The 25,785-nt window shown below is 76.8% G+C and carries 29 protein-coding genes; 13 read left to right on the top strand and 16 right to left on the bottom strand.

From position 1 onward, the window contains the following. Positions 1-44: 44 nt before the first annotated feature. Genes C229_RS0121120 through C229_RS0121130 form a run of 3 tightly spaced genes read right to left on the bottom strand, consistent with a single transcriptional unit; the run spans position 45 to position 2,991 of the window. Complete coding sequence (locus C229_RS0121120) at positions 45-386, bottom strand: STAS domain-containing protein (protein WP_018657099.1); 342 nt, start codon at positions 384-386, stop codon at positions 45-47. Continuing rightward, positions 383-1,453: a cobalamin B12-binding domain-containing protein gene (locus C229_RS0121125; RefSeq protein ID WP_018657100.1), complete on the bottom strand. Its 1,071-nt coding sequence runs from the start codon at positions 1,451-1,453 to the stop codon at positions 383-385. Before C229_RS0121125 ends, C229_RS0121120 begins: the two co-directional genes overlap by 4 nt. After that, positions 1,450-2,991 carry a PP2C family protein-serine/threonine phosphatase gene (locus C229_RS0121130; protein WP_240487359.1) on the bottom strand — a complete coding sequence of 514 codons (1,542 nt, stop codon included), beginning with the start codon at positions 2,989-2,991 and terminating at the stop codon, positions 1,450-1,452. Before C229_RS0121130 ends, C229_RS0121125 begins: the two co-directional genes overlap by 4 nt. A 234-nt stretch (positions 2,992-3,225) precedes the next feature. Between C229_RS0121130 and C229_RS0121135 the strand changes: the two genes are divergently transcribed. Beyond that, on the top strand, positions 3,226-4,368 hold the full coding sequence (locus tag C229_RS0121135; RefSeq protein ID WP_018657102.1) for an acyl-CoA dehydrogenase family protein: 1,143 nt from the start codon (positions 3,226-3,228) through the stop codon (positions 4,366-4,368). Positions 4,369-4,376: 8 nt separating this feature from the next. On the opposite strand, the gene C229_RS0121140 is transcribed toward C229_RS0121135, so the two are convergent. Beyond that, the gene (locus C229_RS0121140; protein ID WP_018657103.1) at positions 4,377-4,559 is read right to left on the bottom strand and encodes a hypothetical protein; all 183 of its coding nucleotides are present in this window, start codon (positions 4,557-4,559) and stop codon (positions 4,377-4,379) included. On the opposite strand from C229_RS0121140, the gene C229_RS0121145 reads away from it, so the two are divergent. Beyond that, complete coding sequence (locus C229_RS0121145; RefSeq protein WP_026314012.1) at positions 4,558-5,133, top strand: SAM-dependent methyltransferase; 576 nt, start codon at positions 4,558-4,560, stop codon at positions 5,131-5,133. The two genes, C229_RS0121140 and C229_RS0121145, sit on opposite strands and share 2 nt — an antisense overlap. Before the next feature lie 146 nt (positions 5,134-5,279). Here the strand turns inward: C229_RS0121145 and C229_RS0121150 are convergent, their stop codons facing one another. From C229_RS0121150 to C229_RS0121170, 5 genes are all read right to left on the bottom strand, one after another. Continuing rightward, entirely contained in the window at positions 5,280-6,290 is a 1,011-nt protein-coding gene (locus tag C229_RS0121150; RefSeq protein ID WP_018657105.1) for a UDP-glucuronic acid decarboxylase family protein, read from the bottom strand. Next, entirely contained in the window at positions 6,287-7,696 is a 1,410-nt protein-coding gene (gene rfaE2, locus C229_RS0121155) for a D-glycero-beta-D-manno-heptose 1-phosphate adenylyltransferase (RefSeq protein WP_018657106.1), read from the bottom strand. The genes C229_RS0121150 and rfaE2 overlap by 4 nt, the downstream gene beginning before the upstream one ends. After that, positions 7,693-8,286 carry a D-sedoheptulose-7-phosphate isomerase gene (locus C229_RS0121160; protein ID WP_018657107.1) on the bottom strand — a complete coding sequence of 198 codons (594 nt, stop codon included), beginning with the start codon at positions 8,284-8,286 and terminating at the stop codon, positions 7,693-7,695. Before C229_RS0121160 ends, rfaE2 begins: the two co-directional genes overlap by 4 nt. Positions 8,287-8,291: 5 nt before the next feature. Then, positions 8,292-9,515 (bottom strand): glycosyltransferase, encoded by a 1,224-nt coding sequence (locus C229_RS0121165; RefSeq protein WP_018657108.1) that lies wholly within the window; start codon positions 9,513-9,515, stop codon positions 8,292-8,294. An 84-nt stretch (positions 9,516-9,599) separates the two neighbouring features. Beyond that, positions 9,600-10,499, bottom strand: coding sequence for a polysaccharide pyruvyl transferase family protein (locus C229_RS0121170; protein WP_033424638.1), 900 nt, complete (start codon positions 10,497-10,499; stop codon positions 9,600-9,602). Between the two features lie 99 nt (positions 10,500-10,598). Between C229_RS0121170 and C229_RS0121175 the strand changes: the two genes are divergently transcribed. The 5 genes from C229_RS0121175 (at position 10,599) to C229_RS31350 (ending at position 16,971) form a co-directional block, all read left to right on the top strand. Further along, a complete protein-coding gene (locus C229_RS0121175; protein WP_018657110.1) occupies positions 10,599-12,227 on the top strand; it encodes a carbamoyltransferase family protein in 1,629 nt (542 codons plus the stop codon). A 17-nt stretch (positions 12,228-12,244) separates the two neighbouring features. Then, entirely contained in the window at positions 12,245-13,732 is a 1,488-nt protein-coding gene (locus tag C229_RS31345; protein ID WP_051109049.1) for an HAD-IIIA family hydrolase, read from the top strand. 322 nt (positions 13,733-14,054) lie between these two features. Continuing rightward, the gene (locus C229_RS35515; RefSeq protein ID WP_026314014.1) at positions 14,055-15,077 is read left to right on the top strand and encodes a glycosyltransferase family 9 protein; all 1,023 of its coding nucleotides are present in this window, start codon (positions 14,055-14,057) and stop codon (positions 15,075-15,077) included. Next, the gene (locus C229_RS35520) at positions 15,074-16,021 is read left to right on the top strand and encodes a glycosyltransferase (protein ID WP_018657113.1); all 948 of its coding nucleotides are present in this window, start codon (positions 15,074-15,076) and stop codon (positions 16,019-16,021) included. The genes C229_RS35515 and C229_RS35520 overlap by 4 nt, the downstream gene beginning before the upstream one ends. Further along, on the top strand, positions 16,018-16,971 hold the full coding sequence (locus C229_RS31350; protein WP_018657114.1) for a glycosyltransferase family 9 protein: 954 nt from the start codon (positions 16,018-16,020) through the stop codon (positions 16,969-16,971). Before C229_RS35520 ends, C229_RS31350 begins: the two co-directional genes overlap by 4 nt. Here C229_RS31350 and C229_RS0121200 read toward each other — a convergent pair. The 4 genes from C229_RS0121200 to C229_RS0121215 form a co-directional block, all read right to left on the bottom strand. Further along, positions 16,945-17,880 (bottom strand): glycosyltransferase family 2 protein, encoded by a 936-nt coding sequence (locus C229_RS0121200; RefSeq protein ID WP_018657115.1) that lies wholly within the window; start codon positions 17,878-17,880, stop codon positions 16,945-16,947. The genes C229_RS31350 and C229_RS0121200 overlap by 27 nt on opposite strands. A 68-nt stretch (positions 17,881-17,948) precedes the next feature. Then, positions 17,949-18,818, bottom strand: a complete 870-nt coding sequence (locus C229_RS0121205; RefSeq protein WP_240487360.1) for a glycosyltransferase family 2 protein — start codon at positions 18,816-18,818, stop codon at positions 17,949-17,951. Positions 18,819-18,853: 35 nt separating this feature from the next. Next, positions 18,854-19,273: a CBS domain-containing protein gene (locus C229_RS0121210; RefSeq protein ID WP_018657117.1), complete on the bottom strand. Its 420-nt coding sequence runs from the start codon at positions 19,271-19,273 to the stop codon at positions 18,854-18,856. Positions 19,274-19,327: 54 nt separating this feature from the next. After that, positions 19,328-20,173 (bottom strand): SigB/SigF/SigG family RNA polymerase sigma factor, encoded by an 846-nt coding sequence (locus C229_RS0121215; protein WP_018657118.1) that lies wholly within the window; start codon positions 20,171-20,173, stop codon positions 19,328-19,330. A gap of 216 nt (positions 20,174-20,389) precedes the next feature. Between C229_RS0121215 and C229_RS0121220 the strand changes: the two genes are divergently transcribed. Next, positions 20,390-21,082: a HemK2/MTQ2 family protein methyltransferase gene (locus C229_RS0121220; protein WP_018657119.1), complete on the top strand. Its 693-nt coding sequence runs from the start codon at positions 20,390-20,392 to the stop codon at positions 21,080-21,082. Next, positions 21,072-21,272, top strand: coding sequence for a CDGSH iron-sulfur domain-containing protein (locus C229_RS0121225; protein WP_018657120.1), 201 nt, complete (start codon positions 21,072-21,074; stop codon positions 21,270-21,272). The genes C229_RS0121220 and C229_RS0121225 overlap by 11 nt, the downstream gene beginning before the upstream one ends. Here C229_RS0121225 and C229_RS0121230 read toward each other — a convergent pair. Both C229_RS0121230 and C229_RS0121235 read right to left on the bottom strand, forming a co-directional pair. Beyond that, positions 21,269-22,276, bottom strand: a complete 1,008-nt coding sequence (locus C229_RS0121230) for an iron-containing redox enzyme family protein (RefSeq protein WP_018657121.1) — start codon at positions 22,274-22,276, stop codon at positions 21,269-21,271. The two genes, C229_RS0121225 and C229_RS0121230, sit on opposite strands and share 4 nt — an antisense overlap. Further along, positions 22,273-23,442, bottom strand: a complete 1,170-nt coding sequence (locus C229_RS0121235; protein WP_018657122.1) for a carboxylate-amine ligase — start codon at positions 23,440-23,442, stop codon at positions 22,273-22,275. The genes C229_RS0121230 and C229_RS0121235 overlap by 4 nt, the downstream gene beginning before the upstream one ends. 206 nt (positions 23,443-23,648) lie before the next feature. Between C229_RS0121235 and C229_RS33080 the strand changes: the two genes are divergently transcribed. The 3 genes from C229_RS33080 to C229_RS0121250 all read left to right on the top strand — a co-directional run bounded on the left by C229_RS33080 (position 23,649) and on the right by C229_RS0121250 (position 24,953). Beyond that, a complete protein-coding gene (locus tag C229_RS33080; protein WP_155884967.1) occupies positions 23,649-24,062 on the top strand; it encodes a hypothetical protein in 414 nt (137 codons plus the stop codon). Between the two features lie 124 nt (positions 24,063-24,186). Further along, positions 24,187-24,420: a helix-turn-helix domain-containing protein gene (locus C229_RS0121245; RefSeq protein WP_018657124.1), complete on the top strand. Its 234-nt coding sequence runs from the start codon at positions 24,187-24,189 to the stop codon at positions 24,418-24,420. Then, positions 24,417-24,953 carry a Clp protease N-terminal domain-containing protein gene (locus C229_RS0121250; protein WP_240487361.1) on the top strand — a complete coding sequence of 179 codons (537 nt, stop codon included), beginning with the start codon at positions 24,417-24,419 and terminating at the stop codon, positions 24,951-24,953. The genes C229_RS0121245 and C229_RS0121250 overlap by 4 nt, the downstream gene beginning before the upstream one ends. Positions 24,954-24,986: 33 nt before the next feature. Here C229_RS0121250 and C229_RS0121255 read toward each other — a convergent pair whose 3' ends face one another. Then, positions 24,987-25,460: a hypothetical protein gene (locus C229_RS0121255; protein ID WP_155884968.1), complete on the bottom strand. Its 474-nt coding sequence runs from the start codon at positions 25,458-25,460 to the stop codon at positions 24,987-24,989. A gap of 184 nt (positions 25,461-25,644) precedes the next feature. Between C229_RS0121255 and C229_RS34430 the strand changes: the two genes are divergently transcribed. Then, positions 25,645-25,785: a hypothetical protein gene (locus tag C229_RS34430; RefSeq protein ID WP_018657126.1), complete on the top strand. Its 141-nt coding sequence runs from the start codon at positions 25,645-25,647 to the stop codon at positions 25,783-25,785.

The raw sequence follows: 25,785 nt of genomic DNA on the forward strand, positions 1-25,785 counted from the left end.
TCCCCAGTTTCCTACTTTTAGAGTAGGGAAAGTGTGTTTGAGCGTCAAACGGCGGAGCTCTCGCCCGTCAGGTGCTCCAGCGTGCCCGTGATGTCCAGGATGCGGTCCAGGATCGGGGGGCGGTGGTCGAGGCGCAGCAGCGCGCCCGCCGCCGTCGCCTTGCGGTGGACCATGAGGAGCGCGGCCAGGCCGAGCGAGTCGCAGACGCCCAGCCGCGTGCAGTCCAGGCGCAGCACGCGCGCGTCGCCGTGGGCGGCGAGTTCGGCGGTGACGGTGTCGGTGAGCAGGTCGGCCGTCGCGATGTCGAGATCGCCGTCGAGATGGACGGTGATCTCACCGGGGGCGGGGGCGGTGACGGTGAGCAGGAGTGGGGCGGGGGCGTTCATGGGTGGGGCAGGCTCTCGTCCAGGTGGTTGCGGCCGTGCTCCAACAGGGCGGACGCCCGGGGGAAGTCGCGCAGCCGCTGGGCCAGCACGTGTACGGCGGGCAGCAGCGAGCGCCCCGGGACGTTCCGGGCGGCGAGGATGCCCGCCGTCCAGCCGAGGAAGCCGGTGAACAGCTCCGCGTCGTCCACGTAGAGGGCGGTGGCGAGGAAGTCGACGATGTGCGCGATGTCCTCGGCGGTGTGCCGGCGCTGGCGGTCGGTGTAGGCGCGCATCGCCGGATAGCGCTCCTCCAGGCCGTGCAGCGTCTCGCGGACGAGCTGCCGCGACGACCGCGCGACCATCGTGTACTCCTGGTCGCCCAGGTGCGGCAGGCCCGGCGCGGGGGTGGGCCGGGGCACCGGGCGGGCGGCGAGGACGCCGGCGGCGGCGCGGGCGTCGGGCGCCCAGGCGTCCGCGCCGAGCAGTGTCGCGAAGCGGCCGTCCGGGCCGAAGGCGGCGCCGCCGACCAGCACGGCCGTACCCGTCGCCTGGCAGGCGGTGATGACGGCGTGCGCGGTCGGCAGCCGCGTCGGGATCGAGCCCGACAGCGCGACCGCCGCCGGGCCGGTGCGGTGCACGTGGGAGATCAGGTGCGCGGTCGGGACCTGGGCGCCGAGGTAGTCGACGTGCCAGCCGCGCAGCCGCAGCACCTCGGCGAGCAGCCGGGCGGGCAGCGCGTGCCACTCGCCGTCCACGCAGGCGACGGTGACGCGGCCGAGCGCGGGCAGCGCGGCCGTGGCGGCGCGGTTGGGCGGGTGGTGGGCGAGCGCGGCGACGACGCGGTCGTTGACGGCGGTCGCGGTGTGCTCCTGGGCGACCGTGAGGCGGTTCCCGGCCCACTCGGCGCCCACCCGGGCCTGCACGCGGGCGACGACGTCCAGCAGCAGCGTCTCGGCGTCCACGCCCGCGTCGTACGCGGCCAGCACGCCGTCCACGGCGGCGTGCTCGGCGCCCTCGACGGCGTCCGCGAACAGCCGGTCGGCGCACGCTTCGACGTCGGCGGGGGCGACGACGGACGGGACGGTCACGCGGGCTCCTTCCGTCCGGCGGGCGCGGAGATGGCGACCACGGCCATGTCGTCGTGGTGGCCGGTGCCGACCCACTGCGCCGCGAGCATCTGCACGCGTTCGACGAGGGCGCGCGCGGGCATGCCCGCGCACTGCTCCAGCTCCTCGCGCAGCCGGGCCTCCCCGAACATCTCGTCGCCGAGGGGGCCGCCCATGACCTCGGTGATGCCGTCGGTGTAGAGCAGGCAGGTCTCCCCCGGCGCGAGCGTCACGGTGACGGTCGTCGTGACGATCTCGTCCAGGACGCCGATGAGCGTCCCCTTGCTGGGCACGGGCTCCACCGAGCGGTCGGCGCGGACGACGAACGGCGCCGGATGCCCGGCGCTGGTCAGCCGCAGCTCGACGCCGTCGCCGGTGCGCCGCACCGACGTCAGGACGAGCGTGACGAAACGCGTCCGCTCGCCGTTGAGCAGCGTCCCGTTGAGGAGCCGCAGCACGCGGCCGTGGTCGGCGGCCATCGGCAGCAGCGCCTGGAGCGTCGTGCGGATCTTGCCGGTGAGGACGGCGGCCTCCAGGCCCTTGCCGCACACGTCACCGAGGACGACCAGGGACTCCTCCCCCTCGGCCGAGCGCGGATGCACGTCGTAGAAGTCGCCGCCGACGCGTTCGCCCTCGCCGGACGGCCGGTACCCGGCGGCCAGCTCGACGCCGTCGACCTCCTGGACGCGCGGCGGCAGCAGCTCCCGCATCAGCGTCTCGGTGATCGAGGTCTGCTCGGCGTAGAGCCCGGCGGCGGACATGGCGGCGCCCGCGCGGCCCGCGAACAGCCGCGCGAACACCTCCTCGCCCTCGGAGAACGCCGCGTGCTCGGTGCGGCGCAGCAGGATCAGCGCCCCGGCGGGGACGCCGTGCCCGGGCAGCGACGTGACGACCATCGACCCGACGGCGCCGAAGCCCTCCCGGACGACCCACGCGGGCGCTGCGGCGGGGTCGATCCACCGCGACGGCATCGGCGGGAAGCCCTGGAGCGCCTCGGCCAGCCCGGGGACCTGCGCCGGGTCGACGGCGAGATCGTCGCGGACGGGTTCGCCGTCGGGCCCGCAGTAGACGACGGGGTGGCGGCGGTGCACGGCCGGGGTGATGACGAGGGCGGCGTCGGCGAGGTGCCGGGCGGCGAGCCGGGCCGTGACCTCGGTGCAGCGGTCGAGGTTCAGCGAGGACAGCAGCGAGTTGGACGCCTCGACCAGGAACTCGGTGCGCTCGCGCTCCAGCCGCAGCGCCTCGGCGGCGAGCCGGTGCTCGGTGTCGTCGGCGAGCCACCACACGACGCGGCCGTGCTCGTCGGGGCCGGACGGGTACGCCTCGTAGACGCGGTCGCCGACCGTGCCGTGGGCGACCTCGCCGTCCGCCCCGGACCCGGTGGCGCGGGTGAGGGCGGCGTGGGCGCGCGACAGCCAGGCGGGAACGGCGCCGTCGAGCGGTGTGCCGGGGCCGGCGTGCTGGAACAGCACGCGCGCCGCCGTGTTGCTCTCGGTGATCGTGCCGGTGACGTCGACCACCAGGGCCGGGTAGGGCGCGGCGCCCCACACCGGATCGGCCTGCGGTCCGGGAGTCTGAGAACGCGAGGGCGAAACCTTCACAACAGGGAACCCGCGGTGGGTCCTCACCTCACAGTCGAGTGCGGCCCTTGACGGGCGGACGTCACCCCACTGTACCCACCGCGTCCCGGCCGTCCACTCCGCGATCATGTGCGCGGGCGGGCGGGTACGCTCCGCACAGCGAAAGGAGCGTCCATGCCCGTCACCCGTCTGCTGCCCTCGCCCGAGGCGCACGACCTGCTCGCGCTCACCCGCGACATCGCCGCCAAGGAGCTGCTGCCGCGCGTCGCGTCGGCCGAGCGGAACGCCGTGTTCCCGCGCGAGGTGTTCACGGCGCTCGGCGCGGCGGGGCTGCTGACGCTGCCGTTCCCCGAGGAGTTCGGCGGCGGCGGGCAGCCGTACGAGGTGTACCTGGCGGCGCTGGAGGAGATCGGCGCGGCATGGTCGAGCGTCGGCGTCGGGGTGAGCGTGCACGCGCTGTCGTGCTTCCCGCTGTTCACGTTCGGGACGGACGAGCAGCGGGCGCGGTGGCTGCCGGGGATGCTGTCGGGCGAGCGGCTCGGGGCGTACTGCCTGTCGGAGCCGCACGCCGGATCGGACCCGGCGGCGATCTCGTCCCGCGCGGTCCGCGACGGCGACGCCTACGTGCTGAACGGCGCGAAGGCGTGGACGACGCACGGCGGCGAGGCCGACTTCTACACGGTGATGGCGCGGACGTCCGACGACGGGCCGCGCGGCATCTCCTGCTTCCACGTCCCGGCGGGCACGCCCGGGCTGGCGTTCGACGTCCCCGAGGACAAGATGGGCCTGACGGGCTCGACGACGGCGACGGTCCGGCTGGAGGACGCCCGCGTCCCGGCGGATCAGCGCATCGGCGCGGAGGGGCAGGGCCTGTCGATCGCGCTGGCGGGCCTGGACGCGGGCCGCCTCGGCATCGCGGCGGTCGCGACGGGCCTCGCCCAGTCCGCGCTGGACCACGCCGTCGCCTACGCCAAGTCCCGCGAGACGTTCGGCAAGGCCATCATCGACCACCAGGGGCTCGGGTTCCTGCTGGCCGACATGGCGGCGGCGGTCGGCTCGGCCCGCGCCGCCTACGTGCAGGCCGCCCGCTTCAAGGACGCGGGCCTCCCCTACGCCCGCGAGGCGTCGGTCGCCAAGCTCGTCGCGACCGACAACGCCATGCGCGTCACCACGGACGCCGTGCAGGTCCTCGGCGGCGCCGGGTACACCCGTGACTTCCCGGTGGAGCGCTTCATGCGCGAGGCCAAGGTCATGCAGATCTTCGAGGGCACCAACCAGATCCAGCGCCTGGTGATCTCCCGCGACCTCGCGCGATGAGCGGGCGGTCAGGCGATGTCGGCCGGGTCCAGGCCGGTCTGGGCGGCGATGTCGGTGGCGGGGCGGCCCGCGCGGACGGCGTCCTGGCAGGCGCGCAGGAGGTCGGTGCGGGCGGCGTCGGCCTCATCGCGGGCCTGCTCGTAGCGGGTGAGGGCGAGGCGGACCTGGACGTCGGGATCGTCGGAGCTCATGGACGCTAGCGTACGCCGCACGGTGTCCGACGATCATGCCGACCGGGTGCGGTGGAACGGGAAGTACGCGGGCCGCGAGCCGTCGTTCCGGGTGCCCGACGCGGCGGCGCGGGCGCTGGAGCTCGCGCCGGACGGCCCCGTGCTCGACCTGGCGTGCGGCGTGTCCGGACTCGTGCTGGACGCGGCCGGACGGGGACGCGACGCGACGGGTGTGGACGTCTCGGACGTCGCGCTCGGCCTGCTCGCGCGGGAGGCGGCACGGCGCGGCGTCGCCGCGCGCGTCACGCTCGTCCACGCCGACCTGGCCGGATGGACGCCGCCGGGCCGCTTCGCGCTCGTGGCCGCCACGGGCTTCTGGGACCGGGCCGTCTTCGACGCGGCCGTCCGCGCCGTCGCGCCGGGCGGCGTGCTGGCCTGGGAGGCGTTCACCCTGGCGGCACGCCGCGAGCGGCCCGCGCTCCCCCGCGCGTGGTGCCTGGCCGACGACGAGCCCGCCGCGCTCCTGGACGACGACTTCACCGTGCTCGCCCAGGAGGACCGCGCCACCAAACGGCGGCTGCTCGCCCGCCGCTGACCCGCCCGCGCCACCGGACCCCGCCGGGAACGCGGCGCCCACCGCGCACCCTGCTTCTTCAGGATGGCGGGGCCGGGATCGAGAGGTCGGACGCCGCGGCGCTCGGCGCGGCGGGACTGCTGACGCTGCCGTTTCCCGTTACGGGCCTACCCGGCGGCCGGGGCCGAGACCCGGCGGCGCGGGCGTCCGGCCGGTACGGCGGGGCCTTCGAGCAGCGCGGCGAACCAGTCGATGGTGCGGCGCAGTCCCCGTTCGCTCGGCACGCGTGGGTGCCAGCCGAGGCGCTGCGCGGCCAGCGTCGTGTCGGGGCGGCGGACGCCGGGGTCGTCGGCGGGCCGGTCGATGAACACGATCTCGGAGTCCGAGCCGGTCAGCGTCCGGATCGTCTCGGCGAGGCCGAGCATCGTCATCTCCTCGGGGTTGCCGATGTTGACCGGGCCGGGCTCGGCGCCGTCCGCGAGCGCGAGGACGCCGGCGACGGTGTCGTCCACGTAGCAGATCGACCGGGTCTGCGACCCGTCGCCGGTGACGGTCAGCGGCTCCCCGGCGAGCGCCTGCCGGATGAACGTCGGGATGGCGCGGCCGTCGTGCGGGCGCATCCGCGGGCCGTAGGTGTTGAAGATGCGGACGATGCCGGTGTCCAGGCCGCGGCTGTTGCGGTAGGCGGTGGTGAGCGCCTCGGCGTAGCGTTTGGCCTCGTCGTAGACGCTGCGCGGCCCGACCGGGTTGACGTTGCCCCAGTAGTCCTCGCGCTGCGGGTGCCGGAGCGGGTCGCCGTACACCTCGCTGGTGGACGCGAGGACGAACCGGGCGTCCTTCTCCCGGGCCAGGCCGAGCGCGTGCAGCGTGCCCACGCCGCCGACCTTGAGCGTCTCGACGGGCAGCTTGAGGTAGTCCAGCGGCGACGCCGCCGACGCGAAGTGCAGGACGAGGTCCACCGGCTCGGGGATGTGCACGAACTCGGTGAGGTCGCACTCCACGATCCGGAACCCGGGCCGCCCGATGAGGTGGGCGACGTTGCCGGGGTCGCCGGTGAGGAAGTTGTCCATGCAGACGACGGCGTCGCCGCGCTCCACCAGCCGTTCGCACAGGTGCGAGCCGAGGAACCCCGCGCCGCCGGTGACGACGACGCGGCGCCCCGGCTCCGGCGCGCTCACCGGACCGCCCGCTGCCCGGCGGCCCGCGACGCGGCGCGCTCCACCAGCCGCGTCGTGGAGTGCCCGGCCAGGTAGGGCAGCAGCACGGTCTCACCGCCGCGTTCGCGGACAACGGCGGTCTCGGGCAGGTCGGCGGCGGAGTAGTCGCCGCCCTTGACCCACAGGTCCGGCCGGAGCCGGGCGATGAGGTCCATCGGGGTCTCCTCCTCGAAGATCAGTACGGCGTCGACGCCGTCCAGCGCCGACAGCACGCGGGCGCGGTCGTCCTGCGCGACGACGGGACGGCCCGGCCCCTTCAGCGCCCGCACGGACGCGTCGGAGTTGAGGCAGACGACCAGGCAGTCGCCGAGCGCCCGCGCCTGCCGCAGCAGGTCGACGTGCCCGGCGTGCAGCAGGTCGAAGCAGCCGCCGGTGGCGACGATCCGGCCGCCGCGCTCGCGGACGCGGGCGACGACGTCCCAGGCGTCGGTGCCGGCGGGGTCGCCGGCGGGGACGGCGCCGGTCGCGACGTACGCCGACGCGCACCGCACCCCCTCCGCGACGGCCTCCGACAGCAGCCGCCCGTCCCGCAGCGCCACCGCGATCGCCACGGCGAGGCAGTCCCCGGCGCCGCACGGGTCGGTGCCGGGACCGGCGCCGGGCGGCGCGGGCACGAGCCGGGCGACGTCGTCACCGACCGACAGCACCGCGCCGCGGGCGCCGAGCGTCACCGCGACGCCGCCCGCCGCCCAGGCGGCGACGAGCGCGGAGCCGTCCTCGGCGGCGCGGTCCAGGTCGCCGCCCGGCCGGTCGTCGCCGCCGGGCAGCGCGGCGGCGAAGTCGCGGGCCTCGCCGTGGTTGGGCGTGGCGACGCGGACGCCGGGCACGGGCGGTTCACCCCTCGGGTGCGGGTCCCACACGACGGGGACCGATCCGGCGAGGCCGCCGACGAGCCGCCGCAGCTCCGGATGCCCGGTGGTGCCGCGCCCGTAGTCGGAGACGAGGACGGCGCCCGCGCCGCGCAGCGCGGCGGCGGCCTCGGCGGGCAGCGGGCCGTCCCCGGCGCGCGCGTCGCCGTAGTCGATCCGCACGATGGGCCGTCCGCCCGCCAGCACCCGCACCTTGCGGACGGTCTCCCCCTCGGCGGGCAGCGCGACGACGGCGACCTCGGGCGGCAGCGCCGCGCGCAGCCGGTCGGCGTGCTCGTCGCCGGTGAGCGGCGCGAGCAGCGTCACCGGGCCGCGCCGCAGCTCGGCCGCGAGGGTGGCGGCCAGCCCGGCGCCGCCCGCGCGGGCGCGCTCGGTGACGCCGTGCACGACGGGGACGGGCGCGTCGGGCGTGAGCCGGTCGGCGGTGCCGGCCAGGTCGACGTCGAGCAGCGCGTCACCGACGACGACGAGCGGGCGGTCGTTGCGGGCGGCGCTCACGACGCCACCGCCGGGGTCCGGGCGGCGCGGACGATCACCTCGTCCAGCGCCTCGCACAGCAGGTGGACGGCGGCCAGGTGCAGTTCCTGCACGGTGCAGGTCTGCGGCGCGTCCACGGTGACGGCCTCGTCGCACGCCGCCGCGAGCGGGTTGGGCGACGGGCCGGTCAGCGCCCACGTGGTGATGCCGATCTCGGCGGCGGCGCGGGCGGCGGCGAGGACGTTACCGCTGGAGCCGCTGGTGGACAGGCACATCAGCACGTCGCCGGGGCGGCCGTGCGCGCGCACCTGGCGGGCGAAGACCTCCTCGGCGCCGTAGTCGTTGACGATCGCGGTGACGGCGGAGGTGTCGGTGTGCAGCGACACGGCCGCGAACGGTCGCCGCTCGTCGCGGTAGCGGCCGACGAGTTCGGCGGTGAGGTGCTGGGCCTGCGCGGCGCTGCCGCCGTTGCCGCAGGCCAGCAGCCGTCCGCCGCCGGACAGGACGCGGGCGAGCCGCGCGCCCCAGCGCCGCACCGTCGGGGACTGGGCGTCCAGGCTCCGCAGGCCCGTCTCCAGGCGGCGCAGGTGGGTCTCGGTCAGCGTCTGCATGGTCCTCACCCCTTCTGGGCCAGCGCGTAGGCGGGACGGGCCGCGCGGGACGCGGCGAGTTCGGCGTAGGCGGCCTCGGTCCGCTCGGCGACGCGCGACCAGGCGTAGTGCTCGCGGGCGCGTTCGGCGCCGCGCCGGGCGAGGGCCTCGCGGCGGCGCCGGTCGTCCAGCAGGACCCGCAGCTTGGCGGCGAGCACGGCCGGTTCGCGCGGCGGGACGTGCAGGCCGGTGCGCCCGTCGCGGACGGTGTCCAGGTGCCCGCCGACGGCCGAGGCGACGACGGCGGTGCCGCACGCCATGGCCTCCAGCGGGACGATGCCGAACGGCTCGTACCAGGGCACGCTGACGACGATGTCGGCCGAGCGCATCAGCGCGGGGGCGTCGTCGTGCGGGACGCGGCCGAGGAACCGGACGCGGTCGTCGATGCCGAGCCGCGCCGCGAGGTCGCGCAGGCGGCGCGCCTCGGGGTCGTCGTCCAGCGCCTCGGCGGCCGGGCCGCCCGCGATGAGCAGTTCGGCGCCGGGCAGGTGCGCCAGCGCCTCGATGACGGTGTCGACGCCCTTGCGCGGCACGAGCCGCCCGATGCTGACGATCCGGTCGAGGCCGTCGCGGCTCCGGGCGGGGCCGTCCGGGGTGAAGCGCGCCACGTCCACGCCGCAGGGCACGACGCGGACGTCGCCGCGGGCGACGCCGAAGTCCCGCAGGTCGGCGGTCTCGGCGGTGGACGTGGCCAGGATCAGCGCCGCCTCGCGGGCGACGCGCGGTTCCAGGTGGGCGCGTTCGGCGGGGCTGGTGTCGGCCTCGGGCTGGTGGCGGCGCTTGAGGACGCCGAGCGCGTGGAAGGTCTGCGCGACGGGCAGGCCGAGCGGGCGGGCGGCGTCCAGCGCGGCCAGGCCGCTCATCCAGAAGTGGGCGTGCACGACGTCGGGCGGGTCGCGCTCCCAGCGGCGGCGCAGCCACCGCCCGAACTCCGGCATGTGCGGCAGCAGCTCGTCCTTGGGCACCGTGCGCGCCGGACCGGCGGGGACGTGCTCCACGACGACGCCGGGCCTGACCCACACCCGGGGCGGCGCCACGGCGTCGTCGCGGCGGGTGAAGACCCGGACGTCGTGCCCCCGGTCGGCGAGCGCGTCCGCGAGGGCGGCGACATGGACGTTCTGGCCGCCGGCGTCCGCGCCGCCGAGCGGGGCGAGCGGGCTGGCGTGCTCGGACACCATGTGAATGATCACATCGTCCTCCGTCCTGGTGTGGCCTGGGGCCCACCGGGCGCCAGACCGGCCCCACCTAGCCGCGCGGCCCGCGCTGAAACACGCTCAGCCGAGGGACTGCTTGCTCAGCGTGCGCAGCAGCGCGTCCACCAGCGGGTTCACCGTCGCGGAGCCGGACGCCTGCACGGCCGTGAACTGGCCCTGGGCGGACAGGCACCAATCGAGCTGGCGGGCGAGGCGTTCCTCGGCGAAGGGCCCGAGCAGGTCCTCGGCCGACAGCACGGCGGGCCACTTCCATGCCTTGGCCTGCGCGGTGACCTTGCCGCCGCCCGCGACGGGGTCGACGGCCAGGACGGGCACGCCGTTGCGCAGGCCGAGGACGAGCCCGTGCAGGCGCGTGCTGACGAGCACGTCGAGCCGCCGCACGATGGAGGAGAACTGGGCGGCGGTGGCGGGCAGCCGCCAGTCGCGGCCGTCCAGCCGGGTGTCCAGCGGGAGCCGGGCGCAGTCCAGGCCGCCGAGCCAGCCGGTGAGCCGGTCCGCGACCTGGTCGTGGCGGCGCCGGTCGCCGTACTCGCCCTGGCCGAGGGCGAGGACGACGCCCGCGACGGGCACGCCCGGCGGGTCGGGCACGGCGGCCAGGTCGCGTTGCGGCAGGTCGTGGCCGTCGCGGGCGAGGACTTCGTCGAATCCGGCGGCGGCCGGGTCGCCCGGGTCGAGGACCGAGACGCCGACGGCGATGCGGCGGGCGTCGGGGAAGCGCTTGTGCAGATCGGCGATCTGGGGGCCGTGCAGCGGGCCGCAGACGAAGATCAGGTGCGTGTAGCGGGCGGGGTCGGCGTCGTCGAGGGCGAGCCCGTCGGGGCGGAACACCGGGCTCCAGGCGACGTCGTAGGGGCAGCCGCCCGCGTCCAGCGCGTCCTGGACGGCCTGGAGGGCCAGCACGTCACCCGCCGTGGCCTCGCCGTGGAGAAAGCTGAACCAGCCGGTCATCAGGACTCGCATTCCGTCCCGCTACCCGATCTCGGCCCCGCCACGCGCGATGTTTCACCGATCCGTGTCCGGGGAGGTGGCGCGCCTGTTCCGTCGAGGGGAGCGAGTCAGGTGCGCGTACTCGGGATCAACGCCGTGTTCCACGACCCGGCCGCCGCGCTCGTGGTGGACGGGCAGGTGGTCGCGGCCGCCGAGGAGGAGCGGTTCAGCCGCCGCAAGCACGGCAAGCGGCCGGTGCCGTTCGCCGCGTGGGAGCAGCCCGTCCAGGCGGCGCGCTGGTGCCTGGAGGCGGGCGGGCTGAGCGCGGCCGACGTCGACGCGGTCGGGTTCTCCTACGACCCCGGCCTGGTGCTGCCGGTGGCCGACATGGGACTGGACGACCCCTACGACCACCTCCGCACGACCTACGCCGAGATGGCGCCCGGGTTCCTCGCGGACGCGCTGCCCGGCCTGGACGCGGAGAAGGTGCGGTTCGTCCCGCACCACGTGGCGCACGCCGCGTCGGCGGGGCTGGCGGCGCCGACGCGCAGCAGCGCCGTGCTGGTGTGTGACGGGCGCGGCGAGCGGCACTCGCACCTGGGCGGCCACTACCGCGACGGGGCGCTGGAGGTGCTGGCGAGCCAGCCGCTCCCCCACTCGCTCGGCCTGTTCTACGAGGACCTGACCGAGCACCTGGGCTTCCTGCGGTCGTCGGACGAGTACAAGGTCATGGCGCTGGCGTCCTACGGCAAGCCGCGCCATCTGGACCTGCTGCGGCGGACAGTCCGCACGACCGGCGAGGGCGGGTTCGTCACCGAGCCGCTGGACTGGTCGTCGCTGGCGCCGCCGCTGGGCGCGGGCGACCAGTGGACCGACGCGCACGCCGACCTGGCCGCAAGCGTGCAGCGGCGGCTGGAGGAGGTGCTGCTGGAGCTGGCGCGCGGCCTGCACGAGCGGACCGGCGAGCGGACGCTGACGATGGCGGGCGGCACCGCGCTCAACTGCGTCGCGAACTCGGTACTGGCCCGGGAGGGGCCGTTCGAGCAGGTGTGGGTGCAGCCCGCCGCCGGGGACGCGGGCACCGCGCTCGGCGCCGCGCTGCACCTGGCGCAGGCGGGCGGGGAGCCGTCCTGGTCGATGGGCGGCGCCGACCTCGGCCGCGGGTTCACCGACGCCGAGATCGAGGCGGCGCTGCGCACGGCGCGCGTCCCGTTCGAGCGGCCCGCCGACATCGCCGAGGCCGCCGCCGACGTGCTGGCCGGGGACGGCGTCGTCGCCTGGATGCAGGGCCGCGCCGAGTTCGGTCCGCGCGCGCTCGGGCACCGGTCGCTGCTCGCCCACCCGGGCCGCCGCGCCAACCTGGAGCGGCTGAACGACGTGAAGGGCCGCGAGCAGTTCCGGCCGGTCGCGCCGATGGTGCTGCTGGAACGCGCGGCGGAGATCTTCACGCGGGGCCCGGTGCCGAGCCCGTACATGCTGTTCGTGCACGACGTCGCCGCCGCCTGGCAGGACCGCGTCCCGGCCGTCGTGCACGTGGACGGGACGGCCCGCGTGCAGACCGTCGACCCCGCGCAGGACCCGCTGACGGCGCGGATGCTGGCCGCGTTCGAGAGCCGCACGGGCCTGCCGGTCGTCGTCAACACGAGCCTGAACACGGCGGGCCGCCCCATGGTGGACGACCTGCGCGACGCGCTGGAGTGCTTCGGCTCGACCCCGATCGACCTGCTGGCGGTCGGGCCGTTCGCGGTACGGCGGCCGTGACCGGGTACGCGGTCGTCATGCCGACGCTGGGGCGGCCGTGCCTCACCCGGGCGCTGGCGTCGCTGGCCGCCACGTCCGGGCCGCCGCCCGCGCGGATCGTGCTCGTGGACGACCGCCGCGACGGCGGCGCGCCGCTGCCCGTCCCGGCCGCGCTCGACGGCCGGGTCACGGTCGTCGTCGCGGGCGGGCTAGGCCCGGCGGGCGCGCGCAACCTCGGCTGGCGGTGCACGGCGACGCCGTGGGTGGTGTTCCTGGACGACGACGTCCTGGTGGGGGCGGCGTGGCGGGACGAGCTGGCCGCCGACCTGGCCGGGGCGCCCGCCGACGTCGCCGGCGTCCAGGGCCGGGTCGCGGTGCCGCTGCCGGGCGACCGGCGGCCGACCGACTGGGAGCGCAACACCGCCGGGCTCGCCCGCGCCCGCTGGATCACCGCCGACATGGCCTACCGGCGCGCCGCGCTGGTCGAGGCGGGCGGGTTCGACGAGCGGTTCCCGCGCGCGTTCCGCGAGGACGCCGACCTGGCGCTGCGCGTCCTGGCCGACGGCTGGCGGCTGACGCGGGGACGGCGGCGCACCGAGCATCCGGTGCGTCCGGCCGGGCCGTGGGTGAGCGTGCGGGTGCAGGCGGGCAACGCCGACGACGTGCTGATGCGCCGCCTGCATGGCCGCGACTGGTACGAGCGGGCCGGGGAGGTCAGGGGCCGCCGGGGGCGGCACCTGGCGATCGTCGGGGCCGGGGCCGCCGCGCTCGCGCTCGGCGCGGCCGGGCGGCGCCGCGCCGCCGCCGTCGCGGCCGGGCTCGCGGTCGCGGGCGTCGCGGAGTTCGCGGTCGCGCGCGTCCGGCCGGGGCCGCGCACGCCGCGCGAGATCGCGACGATGCTCGTCACGAGCGTCGCGATCCCGCCCGCCGCGACGTGGCACCGGCTGCGCGGGCTCGTCCGGCACCGGGCGGCGGCGCCGTGGCCGCCGCCGCCCCGGGCGGTGCTGTTCGACCGGGACGGCACGCTGGTGCGGGACGTCCCGTACAACTGCGACCCGGCGAAGGTGGAGCCGATGCCCGGTGCGCGCGAGGCGCTGGACGCGGCCCGCGCGCTCGGGCTGCGGACCGGCGTGGTCAGCAACCAGTCGGGCATCGCGCGCGGCCTGCTCACCCGTGCCCAGGCCGAGGCCGTGAACCGCCGCGTCGAGGAGCTGCTCGGCCCGTTCGACGTGTGGGAGATGTGCCCGCACGGCCCCGGCGACGGCTGCGCGTGCCGCAAGCCCGCGCCGGGCATGGTGCTGACGGCCGCGTCCCGGCTCGGCGCAGCCCCGCACGAGTGCGCTGTCCTCGGCGACATCGCCGCCGACGTGGCCGCCGCCCACGCCGCCGGAGCCCGCGCCGTCCTGATCCCGACCCCCGAGACCCTGCCGGGCGAGCGGTCCGGCACCCGCCGCGCCACCGACCTACGACACGCGATCCGCCTACTCCTGAACAGCACGTCCACCCCCATCTGGCCCATCGAATGAACGGGCGCACGAGCATCACCCCCCGGAGCGATCACCGGTGGAACGAACGTGGCACGCCCGCACTCCAGCCGACCCCGCTCCCGCCACCGGCGTGCGCCAATGAGGTACGGCAGACGAACGACCACACGGGCACCACCACCCGGCGCGGTAACCGGCACGACAGACGCGGGGTACCCGCCCCCCGGCCCGGCGTGCTCGCGGCGCTGGGATGCGACCGCGCGGGCATCGCCACCCGGCGCGGTGGTCAGGACGGCGGACGCAGGGTGCCCGCGCTCCGGCCCGGCGTGCTCGCGGCGCCGGGGTGCGGCGGCAGGGGGTGCGGATGAGCGGGCGGAGGGCGCTTGCGGTGCGGCTGGACAATGCCGGGGACGTGCTGTTGGCCGGGCCCGCGATCCGGGCGATGGCCGGGCACTGCGGGCCGGTGACGTTGCTCGCCGGGCCGTCCGGGGCGGGGGCGGGGCGGCTGCTGCCGGACGTCGCCGAGGTGATCACCTGGGACGCGCCGTGGGTCGGGTTCGCGCCGCCGCCGGTGGGCCGCGCGGACGTGCTGGCGCTCGTGGACCGGATCGCGGCGGGCGGGTTCACCGACGCCGTCGTGTTCACCTCGTTCCACCAGTCGCCGCTTCCGGCGGCGCTGCTGCTGCGGATGGCCGGGGTGGGGCGGATCTCCGGGTTCAGCGTCGACTATCCCGGGGCGCTGCTGGACGTCCGCGCCCGCCTGGACGCCGACGTCCCCGAGGCCGAACGGGCGCTGGCGCTGGCCGCCGAGGCCGGGTTCGCGCCGCGCCCCGGCGACGACGGGCGGCTCGCCGTCCGGCGGCCCCTGCCGGACGTCACCGCGCTCACCGGCGGCGAACCGTACGTGATCGTGCATCCCGGCGCGTCGGTGCCAGCGCGGCGGTGGCCGCCGGAGCGGTGCGCCGAGGCCGTCCGGGCACTCGGTGCGCGGGGGCGGCGCGCCGTCGTGACGGGCGGGCCGGACGAGCGGGAGCTGACCGCGCGCGTCGCGGGCACGGCCGCGCTCGACCTGGGCGGGCGGACGGCGTGGCCGGAGCTGGCGGCGGTGTTCGCGAACGCGTCGGCCGTCATCACCGGCAACACCGGGCCCGCGCACCTCGCCGCCGCCGTCGGCACGCCCGTGGTGTCGCTGTTTTCCCCCGTCGTCCCCGCCGAACGGTGGGCGCCCCACGGCGTCCCGCACGTGCTGCTCGGCGACCAGGGCGCCGCGTGCCGGGGCACCCGGGCGCGGGAGTGCCCGGTCCCGGGACATCCCTGCCTGTCGGACGTCAGCGGCGAGGCCGCGGCGGACGCGGTCGAGAAGCTGCTCGCGGAGGTCAGCTCGTGAACATCCTCATCTGGCACGTGCACGGCTCGTGGACGACGGCGTTCGTGCAGGGGCCGCACCGCTACCTGGTGCCGACGCTGCCGGGCCGCACCCCGGACGGGCTCGGCCGCGCCCGCACCTGGAACTGGCCCGACAGCGTCGAGGAGGTGGCGCCCGCCGACCTGCGCGACCGCGACATCGACCTCGTCATCGTGCAGCGCCCGCACGAACCGAAGCTCGTCCGCGACTGGGCGGGCCGCGACCTGCCGATGCTGTGCCTGGAGCACAACGCCCCGGACGGGGACGTTCCCGACACCCGGCATCCGATGGCCGACCGGCCGGACGTGACGATCGTGCACGTCACGCACTTCAACGACCTCATGTGGGACTGCGGGAGCACGCCGACGCGGGTCGTCGAGCACGGCGTCCTCGACCCCGGCCCGCTCTACACCGGCGAACTGCCGCACACCGCCGTCGTCACCAACGAGCCGCTGCGGCGCGGCCGGTACGTCGGCGCCGACCTGCTGCGCGGGTTCGCCGGGGCGGGGCCGATGGACGTGTTCGGCATGGGCGTCACCGGCGTCCCCGATCACGTGGGGTTGCCGGGCGTGCAGGCGTTCGAGGACCTGCCGCAGGACGAGATGCACGCCGAGCTGGCCCGCCGCCGCGTCTACCTGCACCCGGTGCGCTGGACGTCGCTGGGCCTGTCGCTGCTGGAGGCGATGCACCTGGGCATGCCGGTGGTGGCCCTCGGCACGACCGAGGTCGCGGAAGCCGTCCCGCCCGGCTGCGGCGTGGTCTCCACGAACGTCGAGGTGTTGCGCGAGGGCCTGGCCCGGCTGCTGAACGACCCGGACGAGGCCGCCGAGCTGGGCGCCGCCGCCCGCCGCGCCGCCGTCGCGCGCTTCTCGGCGGACCGGTTCCTCCGCGACTGGGAGGCCACCCTCGCCGAGGTGGCGCGGTGACGCGCCCGTCGGTGCTGCTGCTGCGGGCGCTCGGGCTCGGGGACTTCCTCACCGGCGTGCCCGCCTACCGCGCGGTCCGGGCCGCGTTCCCCGGGCACGAGATCGTGCTGGCCGCGCCGCCGGTGCTGACGCCGCTGGCGCGGCTGACCGGGGCCGTGGACGTCGTCGTGCCCACCGTGGAGCTGGGGCCGGTGGCGCTGCCCCGTCCCCCGGAGCTGGCCGTCGACCTGCACGGCGACGGCCCCGCCAGCCACCGGGTCGTCGAGGGGGTCGGGGCGGGGCGGGTGCTGGAGTTCGCGTCGGCGGCGGCGCCGGACGTCGCCGGGCCGTGGTGGGACGACGGCGAGCACGAGGTGACGCGGTGGTGCCGGCTGCTGGCGTGGGGCGGGATCGCGGCCGACCCGGCCGCGCTGCGCATCGACCCGCCGCGCGACCCGGGCGCCTCGCACGTCCTGGTCCATCCCGGGGCCGCCTACGGCAGCCGCCGCTGGCCGCCGGACCGGTTCGCGCGGGTCGCCCGCGCGCTGCGCGACCGGGGGCACCGGGTGCTCGTCAGCGGCGGTGGCGGCGAACGGGCGCTGGCCGCCGAGGTCGCCGAACGGGCCGGGCTGCCGTACACGTCGGTGCTCGCCGGGCGGACCGGGCTGATGGAGCTGGCCGGGTACGTCGCCGCCGCCGAGCTGGTCGTCTGCGGCGACACCGGCGTCTCGCATCTGGCGACGGCCTGCGGCACACCGTCGGTGACGCTGTTCGGGCCGGTCTCCCCCGCGCTGTGGGGGCCGCCCGCCGGGTCGGCGCGGCACCTGGTGCTGTGGAAGGGCGGGGACGCGGGCCGTCCCGGCGACGCGCACGGCGACGCCCCCGACCCGCGCCTGCTCGCCGTCACGCCGGACGAGGTGCTGGACCGCTGCGACCGGCTCGTCTCAGCCGACGTACCGGCGCGCGGCTGACGTCCGCTGCGGTTCCTCCAGGAGCCGCAGCCCCGCCGCGACGCGCTCGGGCACCGGGCGCCGCTCGCGCAGCACCCACGGCAGCCCGGCCAGGGCGGCGGCGACCGCGCCCGCGCTGGTGCGGTCGCGCGGCAGCGAGCGCAGCACGGCGGCGGTGCGGCGGGCCGCGTCGCGCCACGGGCGGCGCAGCCACGTCGTCCACAGCGTGTTGCGGATGCCGAGGCGGCGGCGCTCGGTCGGGTCGCGCAGCGCGGACGCCCGGTGGTGCACGACGACGTCCTCGGCCCAGCACAGCCACCACCCGTCCGCCGCCAGGTCGAGGCTCAGCAGTTCCTCCTCGCCGCCGAACCGCAGCCGCGCGGAGAAGCCGCCGACGTCGCGGAACGCCGCCGCCCGCAGCATCGAGGCCCCCGCCAGGATGCCCAGCAGCGCCGGTCCGGGCAGGCCGGGCGGGGCCGGGACGGGCGAGTGCCGCAGCTCGGGGGTGATCGGGTCTTCGGCGCCGCCGGGCTCGACGAGGATGCGTCCCGTCACCGACGCCACGTCGGGGTGCGCGTCCAGCAGGTCGGCGGCGCGCGCCAGCGCGCCGGAGTCCCACCAGGTGTCGTCGTCGCAGAACGCCACGTAGGGCGTCGTGACGCGTTCGACGGCCAGGTTGCGGCCGAGCGCGCCCAGGTTCTCGCGCGCGCGGATCAGCTCGACGGCCGGGAAGTCGCGCGCGACCGCGTCGGCCGATCCGTCCGCCGACCCGTTGTCGACCACGATGATCCGCGGACGCTCCGCGACGCCCGTCATCAGGCCGAGCACGCGCAGCAGCTCGTCCCGCCGGTCGCGCGTGATGACGACCAGCGTGACCCGCGAATCACCCCCACCACCGGAGCGCACCTCCCGCCCGGCCGCACCCGCCACGCACGCATCGCCCCCACCACGGGCGCGCACCTCCCGACCGGGCGGGGCGGCGTCGTCGTGTGGGGCGGTCATGCCGGGCCCGGGACGTGGGTCTCAAGGAGGCGGGCCGCGCGTTCGACCGGGCGGGGCAGGGGGCGGCGTTCGGCGAGCGCCGCCGGGAGCCTGCGGGCGGCGCCCGCCAGGGCCGGGAGGGCCGCGCGGTCGGTGCCCGCGCGGGCCGTCAGGCGGACGGTCTCGCGGACGGCGACGCGAGCGGGGCGGCGCAGCCACGCCGTCAGCAGCGTGTTGCGGAGTTCGGCGCGGCGCCGGGCCGAGCCGCCCGCGCGGCGCGGCGACGGGTCGTGGATCGCGACGACCTCCGGCACGTGGCACAGGTCCCACCCGGCGGCCGCCAGGTCGTAGGCGAGCAGGCGTTCCTCACCGACGAAGAACAGCACCTCGCTGAACCCGCCGACGTCCAGGAACGCGCCGCGCCGGACCACGGCCGCGCAGGCGAGGAAGCCGAGCACGGGCGGGCCGGGCAGCGCCGGTCCGGCGGGCAGCGGGGTCTTCGCCATCGCCGCGTTGATCGGGTCGGACGCGCGCCAGCGCCCGACGAGCGTCCGGGCCGCGAGCAGCCCCAGCCGCGGGTTGCGGTCGAGGACGTCGGCGGCGCGGGCGAGCGCGCCCGGCTCCCACCACGAGTCGTCGTCGCTGAACGCGACGTACGGGGTGCGGGCCGCGGCGGCGCCCACGTTGCGTGCGGGGGCGCCGAGGTTGCGGCCGAGCCGCAGCGCGAGGACGCCCGCGTCGGCCAGGCCGCGCACCGCCGCCGACGTCCCGTCGGTGGACCCGTTGTCCACCACGATGACCTCGGGGCGCTCGGGCAGCGCCCGGAGCCGCCGGACGGTCGCCAGCAACTCCGCGCGCCGGTTCCGGGTCGCGACGACGACGGTCACGCGCCCGGACGCGCCGTTCCCCGGCCGCACCCCCGCTAGCCGTTCGGCTCGGCGGCGCTGATGTCGGCCAGCGCGGAGTGCTCGTCGCGCTCCATCGCCAGATCGCCCAGCGACACGATGCCGACCGGCACGCCGTCCTGGACGACCGGCAGCCGCCGCACGGCGTTGTCCCGCATGAGCGCGACGGCGCCGTCCAGGTCGTCGCCGGGATCGACGGTGAACTCGGCGGGCGTCGCCACCGCCTCGGCGGTGACCGCGTCCGGGTCGCCGCCGTCGGCGAGGAAGCGGGTGACCAGGTCGCGGTCGGTGACGACGCCGACGAGCCGGTCGTCGTCGGTCACCAGGACCGCGCCGATGTCCTGGTCGCGCATCCGCCCGGCGATCTCGGTCACCGAGGCGTCGGCGGCGACGGCCACCGGCTCGCCCGACATCACGTCGCGCACGTACTGGACCATGCTCGTTCCTTCCCTCGGGAGCGGAGACCCGCGCCTACCCGGCGCGCCGGGCGCTCACGCGTGCTCGGGCACCCGGTTCTCCGCCGGTTCGCCCTCGGCGGCGGCGCGCAGGAACGCCAGGCTGTCGCGGATCAGCCGCGACACGTGCATCTGCGACAGGCCGACGATCTCCGCGATCTCCCGCTGGGTCTTGTTGCCGTAGAAGCGCAGCAGCAGGATGTGCCGCTCGCGCGGCGCGAGCCGCTTCAGCGCCGGTTTCACCGACTCGCGCGAGTCGATGAACTCGGGGCCGGGGTCGATCGTGGCGATGGTCTCGGCGACGGTCGGGCTCTCCGGGTCGTCGTCGATGCCCCGGTCGAGCGAGCACAGGTGGTACTCGTCGCCCGCCTGGATCGCCTCGATGACCTCCTCCTGCGTGACGCCGAGGTCGTCGGCGACGTTGGCGACCGTCGGCGACCGGCCGAGCTGCTGGCTGAGCCTGCTCATCGCCTCGTTGACCTGCGCCCACCGCTCCTGGACGCCGCGCGGCGGGCGCACGGCCCACCCCCGGTCGCGGAAGTGCCGTTTGATCTCACCGACGACGGTCGGCGTGGCGTAGGCGTAGAAGCGGGTGCCGCGCCCCGGCTCGAACCGGTCGACGGCGGAGATGAGGCCGACCATGCCGACCTGGAACAGGTCGTCGGCGGTCTCGCCGCGCCGCGCGAACCGGCGCGCGATCCGCTGGACCTCCGGGACGCAGGAGACGATGATCTCCTCCCGGACCCGGCCCCGGCGCGGATCGCCCGGCGCCAGCCCGGCCAGTTCGGCGAGTCTCTCCTCGATCCCCTGGACGTCCCCGCTCCGTCCCGGTGCGATCCCGGGAGCGGGCTTGCGGATGGTGCTATCACTCTGAGTCGTCATAGCCGAGCTTCCTGGGTCCGAAGTCCGCTGGGCACCCCTCCAGCATGTGCGGAGCGGAGTCGAGCGAACAACCACGGGAGTTTTCGTCTCGGTCAAGGGTGGGTCGAGGAATCTCCGGCTCACTTCACTCGGCCGGACGTTTGCTGTACGGCGGGCGTGGTACCCGATCGCGTCGCCCCGGCGTTTACCGGCGAGTACGCGTGGTAGGGGGCGGCCATGCTGCTGCTGAGGCCGCCGGGCGTGTACCGGCCGCAGGGGGACACCTCTCTGCTGTGCGAGGCGCTGACCGGGGCGGGAGTCCTGCGCGGGGCGAGCGTCCTCGACGTCGGCACCGGGACGGGAATGGTCGCGCTGACGGCCGCGCGGGGCGGCGCCCGGCGGGTGACGGCGGTGGACGTGTCGCGGCGGGCGCTGCTCGCCGTGCGCGTCAACGCGCTCGCGCGCGGCCTGCGGGTGCGGACCCGGCGCGGCGACCTGTTCTCCGCCGTGGCGGGCGAGCGGTTCGACGTGATCGTCTCCAACCCGCCGTACGTGGCGGGCGAGCCCGCGTGCGCGCACGGCGCCGCCCGCGCGTGGGACGCGGGCCTGGACGGCCGCCGCCACCTGGACCGCATCTGCGCGCAGGCGCCGGAGTACCTGCATCCCGGCGGGACGCTGCTGATGGTGCACTCCGCGCTGTGCGGCGTCCGGTCGACGCTGGGCGCGCTGCACGAGGCGGGGCTGCGCGCGAGCGTCGTCGCCCGCCGCCGCGAGCCGTTCGGCCCGGTGATGAACGCCCGCGCGGGACGGCTGGCCTCCCTCGGCCTGATCACCCGGGGCCAGTACGAGGAGGAACTGGTCGTCATCCGCGCCGACCGCGCCGCCGCCGGTACCGCCGCCGTCCGTCCCGGTCACCGCCATGCCGGCTGACCCCCGGCCCCGCCGCGTCTCGATGCCCGAGAAGGGCGGTCCCGTGCTCGTCGAGGGGCCGGTCGAGGTGGAACTCGACGACGGCACGCTCGTGCGGTCCGACCGCTTCCTCGTCGCGCTGTGCACCTGCCGCCGCAGCGCCGACTACCCGTTCTGCGACACCAGCCACCGGCGCCGCGTCCGTTCCTAGAGCGGCGCGCGCAGCGACGTGCGCGGCTCGTCGGCGGTCCAGCGGGCGAGCAGGTGGTCTTCGAGGCGCTGTTCGAGGAGCACGGTGGACTGGACGCCGAGAACGACGTCGGCGGCCAGGTGGGGGGCGTCCTCCAGGAGGCCGCCGAGGACGTCGCGCCGCATGACCTGCTCGTGCACGGCGTCGGCGGCGATGTGCTCGGTGTAGAAGAGGGTGGCGCGGTCACCGAGGCCGAGGCGGGTCAGCGCGCGCGTCATGCGCTGGGCGCTGGGCGGGGTGGTGATCTCGGCGGCGGTGAAGTGGCCCGCCATCATGGCGCGGCGGGCGCGGTGCAGGCCGAACAGCGACATCATGCCGGTGATGGCGAGCATCGGCGCCGGGACGACGTCCACGTACGCGCCGTAGGAGCAGTCCAGCCCGGCCTCCTCCATGAGGTCGGCGAACAGCCGCGAGTGCATCCGGTCGGCGTGGCCGCCGCCGTACTCGTCGAACTCCACGCCGACCAGGGCGGCCTTGGCCCGGCCGCGCAGGCGCGGGATCAGCAGGGCGTGCGGGTCGGCCTCCTTCAGGTGGTAGACCGAGCGGTGCGCCAGGTACTCGCGGAGCTGTCCCAGGGTGCCGTGGTCGCGCAGGAAGTGCGACGCGCCGCGCGCGTCCAGGTGCTCGACCAGCAGCGCGCCGACGGCCTCGTCCACGTCGTCGCCGCCGGGGACCGCGGCGCGCAGCCCGTCCAGGAAGACGCGCTCCAGCCGGGCGCGGAACGCCAGCAGCTCCGGGTTCCACTCCCAGTCGGCGGAGACGCCGCGCAGGCCGTGGTAGTGCAGCTCGTAGCAGAGGTACAGGGCGAGCTGGAGGTCGTCGCCGAACGGCTCGGCGCCCTCGGCGGGCAGCAGCGCGGGCGCGCCGCCGGTGAGCAGGGCGAGGACGGCCTCCGACAGCGGGCCGCGCGCCGACGGCAGCGGCGCGAGGCCGTCCCCGGTGACGGGCAGCGTGGGCGTGGTCATGGGTCCTCCAGGATGGGCGGTACGGCGGTGGTCTGCGCGGCGAGGGCGGCGATGATCGCGGGCGGGCCGCCGGACGCGGCGCGGCGCTGCCGCTCGGCGCCCGTGCCGCCGCCGCGCAGCGCGGCGATCAGCACGGTGACGGCGGCCAGCTCCCCCGCCTCCTCCAGCGCGGGCGCGACGCGTGCCAGCAGGGCGGCGAGCAGGCCCGCCGCCGGGACGCGCCGCTCCGCGACGGGATCGACGCCCGGTCCGGCCAGCCCGTACCGGGCGGCCGTCCACAGCGCGGCGGCGCACACGTCCGGGTCGACTCGGGGCGCCTCGCGGCCCCGGTCCAGGTCGTCCAGCGCGGTGCGGACGAGCGCCCGCGTCAGCGCGGCCTGGACGAGCGCGTCGGCGGCGGACGCGGCGGCGTCCGCGACCCGGACCTCGACGGTCGGCAGGCGCGGGGACGGGCGGGCGAGCCAGAACGTCATCGCGCGGTCGACCAGGACTCCGCAGTCGACGAGCCGGGCCAGGGCCCGGTCGTACTCGGCGGCCGACCCGAACCACGGCGGCACGCCCGACGTCGGGAAGCGGGCCTGCTCGACCATGCGCCAGCTCGCGTGCCCGGTGTCGCGGCCCCGGTCGAACGGCGAGTTCGCCGACGCCGCGAGCAGCGTCGGCAGCCAGGGCCGCAGGTGGTTGACGACGGCGACGGCCGTGTCGGGGCCGGGCACGCCGACGTGCACGTGGCAGCCGGACACCTGGTAGTCGTCGGCGATGCCCGCGTACCGGCGGGAGATCTCGGCGAAGCGGGCGTTCCCGGCGGGGACGCGTACGGGGCCGGGCAGCACGGCGGTGCCGGTTCCGACGGCGACGAGGCCGTGCGCGCGGGCGGCGCGGTCGAGCGCGGTGCGGGCGGCGGCGAGCTGGCGGGCCAGGTCCGGCAGGCGGGTGCAGACCCCGGTGACGGCCTCGACCTGGTTGTCGAGGAGTTCGCGGTGGTACGCGGCGCCGGACGTCTCCCAGGGGTGCGGGCCCGCCGCGCCCAAAACGTCGGAGGCGCGGGCCGTGCTGCGTCCGCTCGCCGGTTCGGCCAGCAGGAACTCCTCCTCGACGCCCACGGTGAGCGGGGCGCGCCGCGGCGCCGGGACGGTTCCGGCCACGCGGTCACTCGTCTCGATCATCGCTCCTCCCCCTGGTCCCGTCCGGGCCCCCTACCCCGTTTCGCCCCGTATGCGCCACGGGCAGGCGGGTCTTCCCCCGGCGCGGCATTCTCCGCACCTTCTCCGGCGATCGACCTGCACCTCTTCCCTTTTCCGTAGTCGAATGACTACTTTCTGTGGCGAAGCGTGGCCGCCCGGTCACGCTCGACCCTCGGGAGGAAGAGATGATGATCCGCAGGACGCTCGCCGTCGCGGCGGCGGCGCTCGGCGCCGGGCTGGCGACGAGCGCGCCCGCCACGGCGGCCGACGATCCGGTCGTGACGAGCACGTCCCCGGGCAAGCCCGCGCGGACCGACGGGCTGACCGGCACCCGCGTCACCAAGGACGACCGGGGCGCCGTGCAGGCGACCCGCGCCAAGGCCGCGCCGTCCGGCGCGGACGCCGCGGCCGTCCGCTGCTGGAACGGCCGCCGCAGCGGCCGCAACTTCTATGAGACGTGCCGGGGCACGGGCTACCGGCCCTTCGTGGACTGCTCGAACGGCATCCGCTACGTCTCGCGCGCGTCGTTCACCGGCACGTGGAACCACCGGCTGACCTGTCCCGTCCGGACGGTCGCGCGCTGGGGCGGCGCCTACGCCTGATCCGCCCCCACCCCGCTTCGAGCGGCCGACCCCCGGGGCCGGCCGCTCGTCCCCGCATGGTGCTGCGGACGGCTTCCGTCAACTCAGGTTGACACCCGGCGAGGTGTCAACCTACATTGACATCATGAACGACGGAGAGACGCTGGCCCGTGAGGCGGGCAGCCAGGACCCGGAGGTCGGCCTGCGGGCCGTCCGGGCCCTGCGCGAGCTGGCGGACCGGCTGGAGGCCCACCAGGTCGCCGCCGCCCGCGCGCGCGGCTGGTCCTGGCAGGACATCGCGACGCGCCTGGGCGTCAGCCGCCAGGCCGTCCACAAGAAGCACGGCGCGGGGCGCCGCATCCTCGGCAAGGAGCGATGATGTTCGAACGGTTCACCTCGGGCGCCCGCACGGTGGTCACCGGCGCGCAGGCGCACGCCCGCGACCTCGGCGCCGCACGCGTCGGCGCCGAGCACCTGCTGCTCGCGCTGGCGGACGGCACCGGCGACGCCGCCGCCGCGCTCGCGGCCGTGGGCGCCGACGCGGGCACGCTCCGCCGGGCCGCCCGCCGCGACGACGACCCCCTCGACCCCGACGCCCTGCGCGCCGTCGGCATCGACCTGGACGCCGTCCGCGCGGCGGCCGAGGCCACGTTCGGCACCGGCGCCCTGGAACCGCCCGCCCGCCGCTCCGGCGGCCACCTCCCGTTCACCGCCGAGGCCAAGAAGGCACTGGAACTCTCCCTCCGGCACGCCGTGCGCCTCAAGCAGAAGCGCATCGAGACCGGCCACATCCTCCTCGGCGTCCTGCACGACGACCACTCCCCCGCCACACGAGCCCTGACAGGTTCAGGCGTGGACATCACCGCCCTACGAGCCGACATGACCACCCGCCTAACCAACAAAGCGGCCTGACCCCACCCCGCAGCCGATCAGACCGGTCCGGCGTCAGCGGCGGGTCAGGATGCGGATGCAGGCGGCGCGGCGGGGGTCGGGTGGGAAGCGGCGGGCGCATTCGCGTTGGGCCCAGGACGCGTGGTGGGGGCGCTTCGTCTTCGTGGGGCGTTCCGGGCGGGGGGCCGCCTTCGGGCGCGGGGCCGGGCGGGCGGAGGGACGCGCGGGAAGGGGATGCCGCGTGCGGAGGCTGCGGTCGCGGGCGGGCGGCGGCGCGCGGTACTCGGCCGCCGCCGGAACCGACCGGGGATGCGGCGGCTCCGGCGCCGGGTCTCGCGGGGCGGTGACCGGCGGCGCCGGAGCGGCCGCGTCGCGGGCCTCGCCGCCGGACGGCCACGTCGCGGTCGTCCCCGCCGCGAGCACGAGCGCCGCCGCGCCCGCCGCGACGAGGCGCCTCCGGCGCGGACCGGCCCGCCGCCGGGGACGGGCCAGCCAGTCGGGATCGGGCGGGGGTACGTAAGGGGGCACGCACCCGATCGTGCACGCGGCCGGGCGGCCCGGTCCGGGGAACCGGCGAGTTACCCCGCGTTCCCCCGGGTGAGCATCGCCTTACCCGGCCCTCGACGGACGCTCCGCACACGTACGCTTACGTTGAGTGGCCGAGCCGTCCCCGGCGGCGCGGCCGAAGTCCCGCGGACCAGGAGGTCAGCCCGTGGCCCGAACCGCAGCCGTCCCGGACGAGATCGTCAGCGCGCTCGTCCTGGAACCCGAGTCCCCCGTCGCCGATCCCCCGCTCGCCGCACCGCCCCCGCCCGACGCCCCGCTCCTCCCGCCCGCCCCGGCGGACGCGTAG

Origin of the sequence: Actinomadura flavalba DSM 45200 (assembly GCF_000374305.1) — a bacterium.
Taxonomy (GTDB): domain Bacteria; phylum Actinomycetota; class Actinomycetes; order Streptosporangiales; family Streptosporangiaceae; genus Spirillospora; species Spirillospora flavalba.